The sequence below is a fragment of the Arthrobacter sp. Soil_C_60 genome (assembly GCF_057656375.1).
The window spans coordinates 1-14,141 of record NZ_JBDGKM010000009.1 but is presented as its reverse complement, the minus strand read 5'-3'; the positions used below and the strand labels follow the sequence as shown (position 1 = coordinate 14,141).

At 65.3% G+C, this 14,141-nt stretch carries 13 protein-coding genes; 4 read left to right on the top strand and 9 right to left on the bottom strand.

Annotation, left to right across the window (positions count from 1 at the left end; translation table 11 throughout):
* Positions 1–167: 167 nt before the first annotated feature.
* Positions 168–2,768 carry an ATP-dependent chaperone ClpB gene (gene clpB, locus AC3A4M_RS16800; RefSeq protein ID WP_498737367.1) on the top strand — a complete coding sequence of 867 codons (2,601 nt, stop codon included), beginning with the start codon at positions 168–170 and terminating at the stop codon, positions 2,766–2,768.
* Positions 2,769–2,863: 95 nt separating this feature from the next.
* On the opposite strand, the gene AC3A4M_RS16795 is transcribed toward clpB, so the two are convergent.
* A complete protein-coding gene (locus AC3A4M_RS16795) occupies positions 2,864–4,093 on the bottom strand; it encodes a septum formation family protein (protein ID WP_498737101.1) in 1,230 nt (409 codons plus the stop codon).
* A 273-nt stretch (positions 4,094–4,366) separates the two neighbouring features.
* Between AC3A4M_RS16795 and AC3A4M_RS16790 the strand changes: the two genes are divergently transcribed.
* Complete coding sequence (locus AC3A4M_RS16790; protein WP_074701078.1) at positions 4,367–4,594, top strand: DUF3073 domain-containing protein; 228 nt, start codon at positions 4,367–4,369, stop codon at positions 4,592–4,594.
* Positions 4,595–4,663: 69 nt separating this feature from the next.
* Here AC3A4M_RS16790 and AC3A4M_RS16785 read toward each other — a convergent pair whose 3' ends face one another.
* The 6 genes from AC3A4M_RS16785 to AC3A4M_RS16760 form a co-directional block, all read right to left on the bottom strand.
* Positions 4,664–5,167, bottom strand: a complete 504-nt coding sequence (locus tag AC3A4M_RS16785) for a 2'-5' RNA ligase family protein (RefSeq protein ID WP_498737099.1) — start codon at positions 5,165–5,167, stop codon at positions 4,664–4,666.
* 32 nt (positions 5,168–5,199) lie between these two features.
* Positions 5,200–6,321, bottom strand: a complete 1,122-nt coding sequence (gene purM, locus AC3A4M_RS16780; RefSeq protein WP_139004538.1) for a phosphoribosylformylglycinamidine cyclo-ligase — start codon at positions 6,319–6,321, stop codon at positions 5,200–5,202.
* Entirely contained in the window at positions 6,318–7,874 is a 1,557-nt protein-coding gene (gene purF / locus AC3A4M_RS16775; RefSeq protein WP_498732097.1) for an amidophosphoribosyltransferase, read from the bottom strand. The genes purM and purF overlap by 4 nt, the downstream gene beginning before the upstream one ends.
* Positions 7,875–8,028: 154 nt before the next feature.
* A complete protein-coding gene (locus AC3A4M_RS16770) occupies positions 8,029–8,385 on the bottom strand; it encodes a hypothetical protein (RefSeq protein WP_498737096.1) in 357 nt (118 codons plus the stop codon).
* Positions 8,386–8,394: 9 nt separating this feature from the next.
* On the bottom strand, positions 8,395–8,781 hold the full coding sequence (locus AC3A4M_RS16765) for a sterol carrier family protein (RefSeq protein WP_498737095.1): 387 nt from the start codon (positions 8,779–8,781) through the stop codon (positions 8,395–8,397).
* A gap of 22 nt (positions 8,782–8,803) precedes the next feature.
* Complete coding sequence (locus AC3A4M_RS16760; RefSeq protein WP_498737093.1) at positions 8,804–9,808, bottom strand: asparaginase; 1,005 nt, start codon at positions 9,806–9,808, stop codon at positions 8,804–8,806.
* A gap of 78 nt (positions 9,809–9,886) precedes the next feature.
* Here AC3A4M_RS16760 and purD point away from each other — a divergent pair, with 78 nt between their 5' ends.
* Together purD and AC3A4M_RS16750 are read left to right on the top strand one after the other, a co-directional pair.
* Positions 9,887–11,197, top strand: coding sequence for a phosphoribosylamine--glycine ligase (gene purD, locus AC3A4M_RS16755; RefSeq protein ID WP_498737091.1), 1,311 nt, complete (start codon positions 9,887–9,889; stop codon positions 11,195–11,197).
* Positions 11,194–12,150 (top strand): phosphoribosylaminoimidazolesuccinocarboxamide synthase, encoded by a 957-nt coding sequence (locus tag AC3A4M_RS16750; RefSeq protein WP_498737089.1) that lies wholly within the window; start codon positions 11,194–11,196, stop codon positions 12,148–12,150. The genes purD and AC3A4M_RS16750 overlap by 4 nt, the downstream gene beginning before the upstream one ends.
* Here AC3A4M_RS16750 and AC3A4M_RS16745 read toward each other — a convergent pair.
* Both AC3A4M_RS16745 and AC3A4M_RS16740 read right to left on the bottom strand, forming a co-directional pair.
* Positions 12,128–12,805 carry a hypothetical protein gene (locus AC3A4M_RS16745; RefSeq protein ID WP_498737087.1) on the bottom strand — a complete coding sequence of 226 codons (678 nt, stop codon included), beginning with the start codon at positions 12,803–12,805 and terminating at the stop codon, positions 12,128–12,130. The two genes, AC3A4M_RS16750 and AC3A4M_RS16745, sit on opposite strands and share 23 nt — an antisense overlap.
* 60 nt (positions 12,806–12,865) lie before the next feature.
* Complete coding sequence (locus tag AC3A4M_RS16740) at positions 12,866–14,023, bottom strand: FAD-dependent monooxygenase (protein WP_498737085.1); 1,158 nt, start codon at positions 14,021–14,023, stop codon at positions 12,866–12,868.
* Between the last annotated feature and the right edge of the window lie 118 nt (positions 14,024–14,141).

Below are 14,141 nucleotides of genomic sequence, written 5' to 3'. Positions count from 1 at the left end.
GTACTCGCTATCCAGCAAGTTCTCTTCACGTACCTGTTTTGCGATGCCACGATAGGAGTGGCCGGCGCCGGAAGGGTGTGGATAACTTTACTTCCAAAGTTGAGCGTAGTACACTCAACTTAGTTGCGTTGAAGTCATGCACAACAGCCGATGGAAGGGAGCTCGTGTTGGACGCCAAATTCACTACCAAGAGCCAGGAGGCTCTCTCCTCCGCTGCCATGAACGCCTCGACGGCGGGTAACCCCCAGATCGAGCCGGCGCACCTGCTCAAGGCGCTGATGGACCAGCGCGAAGGTGTCGCCGTCGCACTTTTGAAAGCCACGGGTTCTGATCCGAATACGGTCAGTGTTCAGGCCAGTTCGGCCATCAAGGCCCTGCCCGCATCGTCCGGGTCTTCGGTGGCCCAGGCGCAGTACTCGCGCGCCATTCTGCAGGTCATCAATGTGGCTCAGCAGGAGGCCGAGAAGCTCGGTGACTCCTACGTATCCACCGAACACCTGCTGCTGGGGCTGGCGGCTGACTCGGCTGCCACCGGGAAAATCCTGCGGGACGCCGGCGCTTCACATGAAGCTCTGCGGGCGGCGTTGCCCGGCGTGCGCGGTGACCGCAGGGTGGACAGTGCGGATCCGGAAAACACCTTTCAAGCGCTGGAGAAATTTGGTGTAGATCTGACCGCCATCGCACGCTCCGGCAAGCTGGATCCGGTCATCGGGCGCGACTCCGAGATCCGGCGCGTTGTCCAGGTTCTCTCCCGCCGGACCAAGAACAATCCCGTACTGATCGGTGAGCCAGGCGTCGGCAAGACCGCTGTTGTGGAGGGGTTGGCGCAGCGCATGGTTGCCGGGGATGTCCCGGAGTCCCTGCGGGGCAAGACCCTGATCAGCCTCGACCTCGGCTCCATGGTGGCCGGCGCCAAATACCGCGGTGAGTTCGAGGAACGGCTCAAAGCCGTGCTGGAGGAAATCAAGAACTCGGACGGACAGATCGTTACCTTTATCGACGAACTCCACACCGTTGTCGGCGCCGGCGCCTCCGAAGGATCCATGGATGCGGGCAACATGCTCAAACCGATGCTGGCCCGCGGTGAGCTGCGGCTGATCGGCGCCACCACGCTGGATGAATACCGTGAGAACGTGGAGAAGGATCCTGCCTTGGAGCGCCGTTTCCAGCAGGTGTATGTAGGGGAGCCCAGCGTGGATGACACCATCGGCATTCTGCGCGGTCTGAAGGAACGCTACGAAGCGCACCATAAAGTTTCCATTGCCGACTCGGCTTTGGTCGCCGCGGCTACCTTGTCCAACCGCTACATCGCTGGCCGGCAGCTGCCGGACAAGGCGATTGATCTCGTTGACGAAGCCGCCTCCCGGCTGCGGATGGAAATCGATTCGGCTCCCGAGGAGATCGACCAGCTCCGCCGTGCCGTTGACCGGCTGACCATGGAGGAACTGGCCCTCGCCGACGAAACGGATGTGGCATCGCAGGAGCGGCTCGAGGCTTTGCGCGCTGACATGGCTGATAAGAAGGAGCAGTTGGCTGCCCTCAATGCCCGCTGGGAAGCGGAGAAGGCCGGCTTGAACCGGGTGGGTGATCTGAAGGCCAAACTCGATGAGCTGCGCAGCCTGGCGGACAAGGCCCAGCGCGACGGCGACCTGGCCGAGGCCTCCCGTATCCTCTATGGCGAAATCCCTGCTCTGCAGAAGGATCTGGATGCGGCACAAGCGGCCGAAACCCAGACGGAAGCACCTGAACTCATGGTGTCTGAGGAGGTTGGTGCCGACGACATCGCCGAGGTCATTTCGGCGTGGACCGGAATTCCTGCCGGGCGCATGCTGCAGGGGGAGTCGCAGAAGCTGCTGCAGATGGAACAGTTCATCGGGGGCCGCCTGATCGGCCAGTCCAAGGCGGTAGCGTCTGTGTCCGACGCTGTCCGGCGGGCGCGGGCCGGGATCAGCGATCCGGACCGGCCCACGGGATCCTTCCTGTTCCTTGGGCCCACGGGTGTAGGTAAGACCGAGTTGGCCAAGGCGCTGGCGGACTTCCTGTTCGACGACGAGCGCGCGATGGTCCGGATCGACATGAGTGAGTACTCGGAGAAGCATTCCGTGTCCCGCCTGGTGGGTGCCCCTCCGGGCTATGTCGGTTACGAAGAAGGCGGCCAGTTGACCGAAGCGGTTCGCCGCCGGCCGTACTCGGTCGTGCTGCTGGACGAGGTCGAGAAGGCACATCCGGAAGTGTTCGACATCCTGCTCCAGGTGCTCGACGACGGACGGCTCACCGACGGGCAAGGCCGCACGGTGGACTTCCGCAACGTGATCCTGGTGCTGACCTCCAACCTAGGTTCCCAGTTCCTGGTTGACCCGATGCTGGACGATGGGCAGAAGCGCGAAGCAGTCATGAAGGTGGTCAACGCGAGCTTTAAGCCGGAATTCCTGAACCGGCTGGATGACGTGATCATGTTTGATCCGCTGAGCATCGAAGAGCTGTCCCGCATCGTGGATCTGCAGGTACAGTCGCTCGCGGCCCGGCTCAATGAGCGCCGGCTCACGCTGGAGGTGACAGACGCCGCCCGTGAGTGGCTCGCGTTGACTGGCTTTGATCCGGCGTACGGTGCCCGTCCACTGCGCCGCCTGGTGCAGCGGGAGATCGGCGACCGGTTGGCCCGCGGATTGCTCTCCGGTGAGATCTCGGATGGTGACACGGTTCTGGTGGACGTCGCCGAGGTCTCTCTCGATGACGGCGCCGAAGGCCTGACCGTCCGGGCGAAGTAGCACCCGCCCTACGCAAAGCAGCAGAGCCTGCCCCCGGTTATGGGGCAGGCTCTGCTGCTTCTTTGGAGTTGTCTTCGGCGCCGGCGCCGTTGTACTTATTCGCCGATGAGGGACGCCGAGATGTTGTTGCCTTCGTCGGAGATGACAAAGCAGTCGATGCGGCGGTCACCTTCCTGCCAAGTGCCTTCTGACGGCATGCCATAGGAGTTGCGCAGGTTCTCGTACTCGTCGGCATTGGCGTTCAGCTCGATGGCTGAACAGAACTCCTCGGCCTGTACGTTGAGTTGGTCCTTGCCCGGGAATTCGTCGGTCTCCTCATAGAAGTACGTGCCGACGAGCTGGGCAGCATGCGGGGTCTCGCAGCTGACGACGGTGGCATTCTGGGTGGCCGCTTCGAAGTCGATGAAGCACTGGCCCTCTTCGAAATCGAATGGGGAAACGTCCTCCGCGATGATCCCGTCCGCGCCGGGCGAGTCCGCAACGGCCGGCGAGGAACTCGTGGCGGTGCCTGTTGGTTCGCCGCCCCTGTTGAGGAGGCTGATGATGATCACCACGATAATCACAATGGCGGCGACAATGCCGAGGGCAATGAACAGCAAGGCTTTGCCTCGGGGCCTGTCTGCGGGACCAGCGGCTGCTGCCGGTTTCCTTCCGGAAGGCGGCTGGCCGACCGAATACCACGTGTTCGGGGCTGTCTCACCGTCGGAATTCTGCGGTCCCGGAGTCCATTGCGACGGCGGTACGGTGCCGGGATCTTCGGCGGGCGGGGGAGTGGTTGCGCGGGGCTGCGGCTCGGCCTTGCCTTCTGTCCGGACAGGCGGGCCGGCATCGGCGGCTGCCACCTCGGAGGCAGGGGCGCCGCGCTCTACGTGTTCCGCCGCGGCAGAAACCTGGACCGCGTCGAAGATCCGGTCCCACTGTCTGTCATCGGTGGCCTCCGCAGCCCATTGCGGCTCTGGCAACGCCGCCTCCAGGCTGAGTCCCGCATTGGTTTCGTCGCCGGACGCAGCCGCGGTATCGCCGGCCGCCGCGCCGGCAGGTGCGGTGCCTGCCGCAGTCGCCGGAACATCTGTGCTTTGGCCGCGGCCGAGTTGCTGACCGGCCGCTTCGGCTTCTTTGGCCGCAGCCTCGGTTTCGGCGGCAACGGCATCAAGCTCGGCTTCTTGCGCGGCATCGTTGCCGATCCGGGCCTGGTCGAGCTTGGGCTCCGAAAATTTCAACTCTTCGGGGTTCGTCTCCAGCTCCGGCTCTGCGACGGGCACGGCATCAGCCTCCGGTTCGGCCGCCGGGGCGGCGTCGTCTGGCTTTTTGCCTTGTTCGCTCATGGGGAAAATTGCCTTCCTGATACCTGCCCCGCGCTTTGCGGAAATGTCCTTTACTCCCGACTTTAGCCAACTATCAGGCGCCAATGCAGGATATCGCGACCGGACCGGGCTGTGACAGACCGGATTTTGCGAAGTTCGGTGCTTGTGCTGCGGCAACAGGACCCGAAGAAAGCATGTACCCTAGATATACGACAGAATTGATCAAACATTCCGGGGCCTCGCTCGTCGCCCGAGCGACCACCTCCGGATCGAGGCGATAAAGGGGGTCACGCCATGGGGCGCGGCCGTCAAAAGGCAAAAGCAACCAAGCAGGCTCGGGAGATGAAGTACTTCACCCCGAACACTGACTACACGGCGCTACAGCGTGAGCTGGCAGCGTCTAAGAGTAGTGCCTCCAGCCGGTATCCGGAGGAACCGGCTGAGCCGGACTATTCGGCGTATGAGGACAAGTACGCAGATCAATTCGACGATGAGGACGAGGAAACTCGCCGCATCGGCTGAGCATCGCCGGGCAGTTGCCGGCACTTTCAGCATTGAATCTCATCTCTTAGCGGTGTGCCTGGCACGCCGCTAAGAGGCGTTTAACGGCAGGCTGACATCTGCCTCCGCATTGCCATCCCACACGCCGAGGACCCTGCGGAACCGGCTGTCCGAGTCCGGGCGCATGTCCACCAGTGCCCCCTGCCGCACCGAGATCTCGTCGCCGGGCTGAAGCCGGCCCACGGTATGGCTGACATGTGGCCGGAAATGTTTGCCAGTATGGTGCGGGCTCAGGACATGAGCATCGGGGCCAATAGCAGCAAGGCATTCCTCATGCAGGCGCTGCAGGCGGGGCACCGGTTCCACCAGCGAGACGTGCACTGTGCCGTTGCGGCCGAAATAGTCGTCCCCGCCGACCCGCACTCGGAAGCCCAGGTGTCGGGTCAGCGCCGGACCGAGGCGGCCCATGACGACGTCGGCGCTTTCTTTGGTGTCAAAGCGCGCCAAGGTTATATGCAGCGGCCATTGTGAACGCTCGAACGTGAGACCGGCAGCAACCGGCTGCACAAAAACAACGACGACGAATGCTCCCATGTGCCCAGTCTGGCACCCGGGGCACGGTGAGGCTATGCGTAGTTGCCGACAAGGTGCACGGCTCCGCCGTCGACACCCTTGGCACCCTGGACGAAGTCCGGCCCGGACAGCGAACCATCAACAGCACCGACGGTGCCCATGGCCCACGCGGTCATACCGCGCTCGTTCAGCCGTGCCAGTGCGGCATCGGCGCCGGCAGCGTCCACGATGGCAACCATGCCTACCCCGAGGTTCAGGGTGCGTTCCAGGTCTGCCTGCGGGACATTGCCGAGTTGGGCGACAAGCTTGAAGATGGCGGGCAGTTCCCAGGTGGAACGGTCCACGGTGGCCATCAGACCCTGCGGGAGCACGCGCGCCAGATTCGCAGCGAGACCGCCGCCGGTCACGTGGCTGAAGCCGTGTACGCCGGCCGCCTCGTACCGTGCCAGATCGAGGCAGTCCGCTGCGTAGACCTTGGTCGGTTCGAGAAGCTCTTCGCCAAGCGTCCGGCCGAGTTCGGAGACCTGGCGGTCGAGGGCCCAGCCGGCGTGGTTGATCACGCGGCGGACCAGCGAATAGCCATTGGAATGGATGCCCGAGGAAGCCATGGCGATGACCACGTCCCCGTCCTTGACCCGGTCCGGGCCCAGCAGGTTGTCGGCTTCCACCACGCCGGTGGCTGCGCCCGCGACGTCGTACTCGTGTTCACCAAGCAGGCCAGGGTGCTCGGCCGTTTCGCCGCCGACCAGTGCGGTACCGGCGACCTCGCAGGCCGCCGCGATGCCGCGGACGATGTCGGCGATGCGCTCGGGGACAACCTTGCCGCAGGCGATGTAGTCCGTCATGAACAGCGGCTCGGCTCCGACTACGACGATGTCGTCGACGACCATGCCGACCAGGTCGAAACCGATCGTGTCATGGATGTCCATGGCCTGCGCGATGGCGACCTTGGTGCCGACGCCGTCAGTGGAGGTGGCCAGCAGAGGCTTGCGGTACTTCAGGAGCGCGGAGACATCGTAGAGCCCGGCGAACCCGCCGACCCCACCGATGACGTTGGAGTTGTGGGTGGCCTTGATAGCACCCTTCATCAGCTCAACGGCTTTGTCGCCGGCTTCAACGTCAACGCCGGCGCTGGCATAGGTGATCTGGCTGGCGCCCAGGTCAGGGGAGGTCATACTCGCTCTTTCTTGTCATCGTCAGTCAGGAGGTTTTCCAAATCCGAGTCCGGGCCCGGGTCGCAGGAGCCATGCTCCTGTTCGTCGGCATTCGGCCGTTCCAGCAGGTTCTTGCCGCGGCGGCTGGCATCCGGCAGCTCGATCGGGTACTCGCCGGTGAAGCAGGCGGTGCACAGCTTCTCGCGCGGCTGCTCGGTGGCTTCGATCATGCCGTTTTCGGAGATGTAGCCCAGCGAGTCGGCGCCCAGCGAGGCGCGGACTTCGGCCACACCGATTCCGTTGGCGATCAGTTCGGCGCGGCTGGCGAAGTCGATGCCGTAAAAGCACGGCCATTTGATGGGCGGCGAGGAGATCCGGACGTGGACCTCCGCCGCGCCGGCTTCGCGGAGCATGCGAACCAGCGCCCGCTGGGTGTTTCCGCGGACAATCGAGTCGTCGATGACGACCAGGCGCTTGCCCTGCACCACGCTGCGGAGCGGGTTCAGCTTCAGCCGGATGCCCAGCTGGCGGATGGTCTGGCTCGGCTGGATGAAGGTCCGGCCGACGTAGGCGTTCTTGACCAGGCCCTGTCCGTAGGGAATGCCGGATTCCTCGGCATAGCCGATGGCCGCCGGCGTGCCTGATTCCGGCGTCGGAATGACCAAGTCAGCGTCAACGGGGTGTTCCTTGGCCAGACGGCGGCCCATCTCGACGCGCGCGGCGTGGATGCTGCGGCCGTTGATGGAGGTGTCCGGGCGGGCCAGATAGACGTATTCGAAGACGCAGCCAGCGGGCTTCTTCTCCGCGAAGCGCTGTGAGCGCAGGCCGTTCTCATCGATGGCGATGAACTCGCCGGGCTCGACTTCGCGCACAAACGAGGCACCGACAATGTCGAGGGCAGCGGTTTCGGACGCGACAACCCAGCCACGTTCCAGCCGGCCGAGGACCAGCGGGCGGACACCGGACTCATCCCGTGCCGCGTAGAGGGTTCCTTCGTCCATGTAGGTGAAGCAGAAGGCGCCGCGCAGTTTCGGCAGCAGCTCCATGGAGCGCTCTTCGAGGCTTTGGCCGGGCTCGCCCGCCATCAGCGCCGTCACGAGGGCCGTGTCCGTGGTGTTGCCCTGCGCCAGCTCGCCGCGATCCGGCTTGCCGAATTTCTCGATGACCTTGTCGTAGAGGTCCGCGGAGTTGGTCAGGTTGCCGTTGTGCGCCAGCGCTACGGTGCCCGTAGCGGTTGCGCCGAGCGTCGGCTGCGCGTTTGCCCAGGTTGAGCCGCCCGTAGTGGAGTAGCGGCAATGGCCGACGGCGATATGGCCGTTCAGCGTGTTCAGCGTCGTCTCGTCGAAGACCTGGGACACCAGCCCCATGTCTTTGTAGACATTGATACGCTTGCCGTCGCTCGTGGCGATACCCGCGGACTCTTGTCCGCGGTGCTGCAGAGCGTACAGTCCGTAGTAGGTAAGTTTTGCTACTTCTTCGCCTGGGGCCCAGACTCCGAAGACGCCACAGGCATCCTGGGGTCCCTTTTCGCCGGGGAGAAGATCATGGGAAAGTTTTCCGTCACCGCGTGCCACCTCAGTATTGTCTCACGCTAATAACGGACCCGGGCAACGGATTACGGCAACTAAGACCAGCCGGGCGCGCCGTCCATGGGGCCGGAGGGGGTGGGCGTGAGCAACGGCACTGCGGATGAATCGTGGATGCGGCCGGCAGCCTGCTAAATCCGGCTCAGCGCTCTTCTTGTTCCGGGTCGGTCTGTTCCGGGGTTTCCACAGCCATCATTTTCTCGCTGCGCTTGATGCTGATCCGGTCCAGGATCAGGACCACCAGGGCGCCGAGGAGCATGCCGGCGATGCCGAAAAGCACGGCCAGGAAACCGAAAATGGAGCTGCGGGTGAACTCCGCGTTTTCCGGGCCTGTGTAGGCGGAGATGGCGGCCACGATGATACCGAGGACAATTCCAAGGCCCATGAACGGACCGAATTTGGGTGCGCGGCGCAACCGCACTTCGCGACGGTTGGGGGTACCTGGTCCGGCCGGCTCGCGGGGCTCGGCTGGTTCAGCGGGAACGTGCTCGGAACTCATGCTTCAAGCCTACCGGCTGCCGGTGGCGCCGTGGTCCGGAGCGAAAAGCGGCAGCAGATCCGCCAGTTCAGCCCGCAGCCCCGAGGCGGAGACTTTTCCACTTTCGACGGCGGTGCTCCAGTTTTCGGTGCCCGTCACCAGCGCCAGCCAGGTGGCGCCGTCGCATTCCACCACGTTGGGAGGTGTGCCGCGGGTGTGCCGCGGGCCCTCGATGCACTGGGTGACGCCGAACGGCGGTACCCGCACTTCCACGCTGTTGCCCGGCGCGCGCTCCGCGAGTTCCTCGAGCGAAAACCGCACGGACGTAGCGGTGGTTTTGCGGTCCGTCGCCCCGCCCAGCCACGCGCCCAGGGCGGCGTGGCCGTCGGCAGCCGTGATCCGCCGTCGTACTCCCATGTTTTCTTCGCCCCCCGGCCGGTCAGTCCAGCAGCGCCATCACCGGAGCAGCGAGCCGGATCCGGCCCACCGGTTCGCCGCCGCCGAGCACGGGTTTGACCACTTTTTCCAGGACCGGGCCGACCTTCTCCGCGTCGAGGGCGCCGGCGGCAGCCAGCAGCGTGAGTCCCACCAACGACGCCGCCCGGGCGCCGCCGTCGAGAATCTTCACGGCAACGGAGACACCCGTGTCGGTGCCCATCACTATTACGCCTTCGGCGCCGAGCTTGGCGATGATCTCCAGGTCCTCCATGACCACGGTGTTTTCCTGGCCGTGGCCCTGGACCGCCCAGGGGTAGTCCACCATCGCGGTGGCGATCGTGGCCGCGCGGGCGTCCGCGTTCTTGTCCGAAGGGGCCTTGGCCAGCTTGCCGACGGCGCGCGCCAGCCCGGTTAGCGACACGGCGGGCACCGGGGCGCCGCAGCCGTCCGTGGCCAGATGGGAGATCCGCTCGCCGGTGTACTCCTCGATAATCTCCATCACGCGGCGCTGCAGCGGGTGGTTCGGATCCAGGTACGTCTTGGTATCCCAGCCGTTTTCCGCACAGGCCCACAGGAATCCGGCGTGCTTGCCGGAGCAGTTGAACGCCACTCGCTGCCGCCCGCGGTCGGTGCGCACCAGCCAGCCTCGCGCCGTCTCGTCCTGCGGCCAGGCCGCGGGGCACTGCAGGTCTTCGTCGGTGAGGTCGGCGGCCTTCAGCATGCCGTTGACCACATCCATGTGTTCCAGCGAGCCGGTGTGGCTGGCGCATGCCAGGGCGACCTGGACGCCGCGCAGCGGGACGCCGGACTGCATCGAGGCGAGGGCCTGGAACGGCTTGAGCGCGGAGCGCGGGAAGATCGGCGCGTTGATGTCGCCGAGTTCGGTGACCACGGAACCGTCCGCAGCCATCACGACGGCCGAGCCCAGGTGGCGGGACTCGATGAAGCCATTGCGTTCCACGACTGCCAGTTCGACGGCGTCGGCAGCTTTAAAGGTTTCGGGCATGCCCCTAAGTGTAGGTGGCGGCTGGGGTGGCTGAAACAACTTCGGGCAGCGCGCTCCTGCCCAGTACGCTTAGACGTTGTGAAGGTACTTGTGATTGGCCCCGGCGGCCGCGAGCACGCAATTGTCCGAGCCCTGCTGACCGACCCCTATGTGACCGAGGTGCATGCAGCGCCCGGAAACGCAGGCATCGCGCAGATAGTGCCCACCTATGACATTGACGCCAACGACGCGGCAGCAGTGCTGGCGCTCGCGCAGCGGCTGGAGTCGGATCTGGTGGTCATCGGACCGGAGGCCCCGCTGGCGGCGGGCGTGGCGGATCCGCTGCGCGAAGCGGGCATCGCGGTCTTCGGGCCGAGTAAGGAAGCGGCCCGGCTTGAAGGCTCCAAGGCCTTCGCCAAACAGATCATGGCCGCGGCCAACGTGCCCACGGCGATGGCCAGGGTGGCCGTCAACGCGGAGGAAGCCGCCGCGGCGCTGGACACCTTCGGCGCCCCCTACGTGGTTAAGGATGATGGACTGGCCGCGGGCAAGGGCGTGGTGGTCACCGAGGACCGCGACGAGGCGCTGGCCCACGCACAGTCCTGCTTCGACGCCGGCGGGGAAGTGGTGATCGAGGAATACCTGGATGGCCCGGAGGTCTCCCTCTTTGTGATTTCCGACGGCGAGCGGGCCGTTCCGCTGGTGCCGGCGCAGGACTTCAAACGGATTTACGACGGCGACGAAGGCCCGAACACGGGCGGCATGGGCGCCTACACGCCGCTGGAGTGGCTGCCGCGGGGCTTCGTTGACGAGGTCATGGCGCGCGTGGCGATGCCGACGATCACCGAGATGGCCAACCGCGGCACGCCCTTTGTCGGCGTCCTGTTCTGCGGTCTGGCCGTGACCAGCCGCGGCCTGCGCGTGATCGAATTCAACGCACGCTTCGGTGACCCCGAGACCCAGGCGGTGCTCGCGCGGCTGCGCACTCCGCTGGGCGGGCTGCTGCTCGCCGCGGCCAAGGGCGAGCTGGACCCGTCCGAACAGCTGAACTGGTCCAGTCGCAGCGCTGTGACCGTGGTTGTCGCTTCGGAGAACTACCCAGGCAAACCCCGGACGGGTGACCGGATCCGCGGCTTGAAGAAGGCCAACGCCCTCGAGGACGTACACGTAATCCACGCAGGCACCGCGCTGGATGAGCACCGCAAGGTGATCAGCGCCGGCGGGCGCGTGCTCGCCGTCGTCGCCCTGGGTGAAGACCTGGTGGAGGCGAGGGAAAAAGCCTACGACGCTGTGGAACTGATCCATCTGGACGGTTCGCAGCACCGCACGGACATCGGACTTAAGGCGGCCAACGGCGAGATCGTCCTGCCCGGCCAGCGAAACGAAACAGCAGCAAAGGATCTGGCATGAACTTCAACCCCGAACACCTGGAGCTGCCCGGCTGGACCCACGTGTACTCCGGCAAGGTGCGCGACCTATATATTCCGGCGCAATCGGCCGAGGCCTCCGCACAGTCCAACAACAAATCTGCGGCGCGGCACCGGCTGCCGGATCCGATGGATGATGCGCAGACGGTGCTGGTAGTGGCCAGCGACCGGATCAGTGCGTACGACCATGTGCTGAGTACGCCGATTCCGGACAAGGGACGGGTCCTGACCCAGCTGAGCCTGTGGTGGTTCGAGCAGCTTGAGGGCGTGGCCAACCACGTAGTGTCCACCGATGTCCCCGAGGCTGTTGCCGGCCGCGCGATGGTCTGCAAGAAGCTGGACATGTTCCCGGTGGAATGCATCGCCCGCGGCTACCTCACCGGCTCCGGCCTGGCGGAGTACCGCGAGTCCCGCACGGTCTGCGCCATCCCGCTGCCCGAAGGACTGGTAGACGGTTCCCGCCTGGAGCCCGCCATCTTCTCGCCCTCGGCGAAGGCCGAAGTGGGCGAACACGACGAGAACATTACGTACGACGCCGTGGTGTCCATGGTGGGCGACGATATTGCCGCGCAGCTGAGCAAGAAGACGCTGGAGATCTACCGCCGCGCCGAGGAGATCGCCCGTAAACGGGGCATCATCCTGGCCGATACCAAGGTGGAGTTCGGGATGGATCCGGAAACCGGGGAAATCACCCTGGGCGACGAGGTCCTGACACCGGATTCGTCCCGCTTCTGGGACGCGGCCACTTATGCCCCGGGACAGGCCCAGCCGTCCTTCGACAAGCAGTTTGTCCGGGACTGGCTCACCTCGGAAGAATCCGGCTGGGACAAGGCGTCGGACACGCCGCCGCCGGCCCTGCCGGAGGACATCGTGGAGAAGACCCGGGCCCGTTATATTGAGGCGTACGAGCGGCTCACCGGCCGGCAGTTCTCCTGACCGCAGGCATAACGCGGCTTGCAGAGCCAGGTTCGCTGATGGGGCGGGCAACTAAGTATCCCGCCTCGTCAGCCGCCACTCCTGCCTCCCGTTCGGCGGCGGCGAGCAGCCGCCCGAATTCGGTAACGGCTCCGGCATAGGCCGCCAGTCCCTCGCTGCCTCGGCTGTATCCGCCCGTTCCGTGCTGCCCTGGGCCAGGCCGCAACAGTTCGGCGCGCCGCATCCCGCGCAGCATGGCAGCGGTTGCAGGGTTGGCCGCGTCGCTCAGGGCCGGGGCAGCGGCCGCGGCGGCTGGATCCAGCTCGTACTGCAGCCACCGTTTGATCAGCGCATCATGGTGCGCTGCCAGGGGCGCTGCAGCATTCGTACCCGCGGCCTGGCTGCACGCAAGCCACCGGCGGCGTAGATGCAGGCCTGCCGGAACCACTGTCAGCAGCAGCAGGGCCATCAGGACCGATGCCGCGGTGGCACTGAGGGCCGATGCCAGGAAGACGAGCGTCAGGGCGCAGGAGAGGCCGGCAAAGGCGTACCAGAAGGTATTGTCCAGGTCATCCGGACGGTCGATTCCCCGCCCGGCAGCCCAGGTAGTCGCCGCGATAATGGCGACGACGGCCAGGCCGGCGAGCAGCAGCTGACCGTAATCCGTGAGGTTCATGGCCGGGACCTCCTAACTGCACAGCCCTTTAAGCCATTGCAGTACGGACCGGCACGTAAGTCAATGCCCCTCGTAGCCCACCACGGCGTCGAGACGGCGGAGCCGCAGTGCCTTGGGCAGCAGCCGCATGGTGGTATTGCGTGCCTTGCGCAGCGGCGCGGAGTCCAGCTGGGCCAGGCGCGCCATGGTGCGTGAGCGTTCCACTATTTCGTTGGCGCGCGGCGCCCGGATCGATTCGTATTCCACCAAACCGTCCGCAATGGAATCTTTGCCCGCCAGCGCGTCTGCCAGTGCGACGGCGTCTTCCAGCGCCTGGCAGGCGCCCTGTCCCAGGAAGGGGAGCATGGGATGGGCCGCGTCGCCGACCAACGTGGCCGACCGCCCGGACCAGACCGGCTCCGGCTTCCGGTCAAAGAGCTCGTGCGCGATGATGGCGCTTTCCTCGGTCTTCACCAGAACGGACTCGATGCCCGGGTGCCAATGGGCGAAGTTCTCGATCGCCGTCATCTTCCACCCGTCGTGACCGGCGTCTGCCAGCTCTTCGTTGGGCGCGGTGGCATACCAGTAGATGCGGTTCCCGGAGAGAGGAGTGGCACCGAAAACGCCGCCGTCTCCCCACATTTCGCCCCACGGGACGGAGTCGAGGTCCAGCCCCGCCGCGTCGCACACGCCGCGGAAGGCCGTGGTCCCCGAGCTGCGCGGTTTATCCCGGCCGATTAAGGCGGGGCGGACCACCGAGTAGAGCCCCTCCGCGCCGACCACCAGTTCGGCGCTCTGCCGGCCGCCGTTGTCGAGTTCGACTGTACTTCGGGGAAAGCCGGGTTGGAAGCCGACGGCGTTGAGGCCCAGGTGCACCGTGTTGATCTCCAGGGGCTTGGCCAGAATGGCGGTGAGGTCCGCGCGGTGGATCATCTGGATAGGCAGACCGTAGCGGCGCCGGACATCCAGCTGCTCCAGCAGCATGATCGGGTTGCCGTCCATATCCAGCACGTCGCCGCGGACCGGAACGGCGGCCGCCAGCACCTCGTCCAGGACGCCGAGCCGTTCCAAGGCGGCCAGAGCGTTGGGCCAGAGTGACAGGCCGGTGCCCGAAGGAGACAGGGTGCCGGAGCGTTCCAGTACGTGGACCTTCCAGTCCGTGTTCTGCAAGGCCAGGGCCGTGGCCAGCCCGCCGATTCCGGCTCCGATGATGATTGCCTTGCGCTCAGTTGCACCCATGCAACCAATACTTTGTGTATTTGGCCGAAAGATCAAGCTGGCGCGTTGACTCATCAAAGATGCCCGCGTAGCTGCTATCGAAGAATCATTGGATAATGCCCGCGTAGCGGTGTGTCTG

What these genes read in the sequence shown, in the direction of transcription:
- AC3A4M_RS16795 (WP_498737101.1), bottom strand. Translation starts at nt 4,093, where the DNA reads ATGAGCGAACAAGGCAAAAAGCCAGACGACGCCGCCCCGGCGGCCGAA.
- AC3A4M_RS16790 (WP_074701078.1), top strand. Translation starts at nt 4,367, where the DNA reads ATGGGGCGCGGCCGTCAAAAGGCAAAAGCAACCAAGCAGGCTCGGGAG.
- AC3A4M_RS16785 (WP_498737099.1), bottom strand. Translation starts at nt 5,167, where the DNA reads ATGGGAGCATTCGTCGTCGTTGTTTTTGTGCAGCCGGTTGCTGCCGGT.
- purM (WP_139004538.1), bottom strand. Translation starts at nt 6,321, where the DNA reads ATGACCTCCCCTGACCTGGGCGCCAGCCAGATCACCTATGCCAGCGCC.
- AC3A4M_RS16770 (WP_498737096.1), bottom strand. Translation starts at nt 8,385, where the DNA reads ATGAGTTCCGAGCACGTTCCCGCTGAACCAGCCGAGCCCCGCGAGCCG.
- AC3A4M_RS16765 (WP_498737095.1), bottom strand. Translation starts at nt 8,781, where the DNA reads ATGGGAGTACGACGGCGGATCACGGCTGCCGACGGCCACGCCGCCCTG.
- AC3A4M_RS16760 (WP_498737093.1), bottom strand. Translation starts at nt 9,808, where the DNA reads ATGCCCGAAACCTTTAAAGCTGCCGACGCCGTCGAACTGGCAGTCGTG.
- AC3A4M_RS16750 (WP_498737089.1), top strand. Translation starts at nt 11,194, where the DNA reads ATGAACTTCAACCCCGAACACCTGGAGCTGCCCGGCTGGACCCACGTG.
- AC3A4M_RS16745 (WP_498737087.1), bottom strand. Translation starts at nt 12,805, where the DNA reads ATGAACCTCACGGATTACGGTCAGCTGCTGCTCGCCGGCCTGGCCGTC.
- AC3A4M_RS16740 (WP_498737085.1), bottom strand. Translation starts at nt 14,023, where the DNA reads ATGGGTGCAACTGAGCGCAAGGCAATCATCATCGGAGCCGGAATCGGC.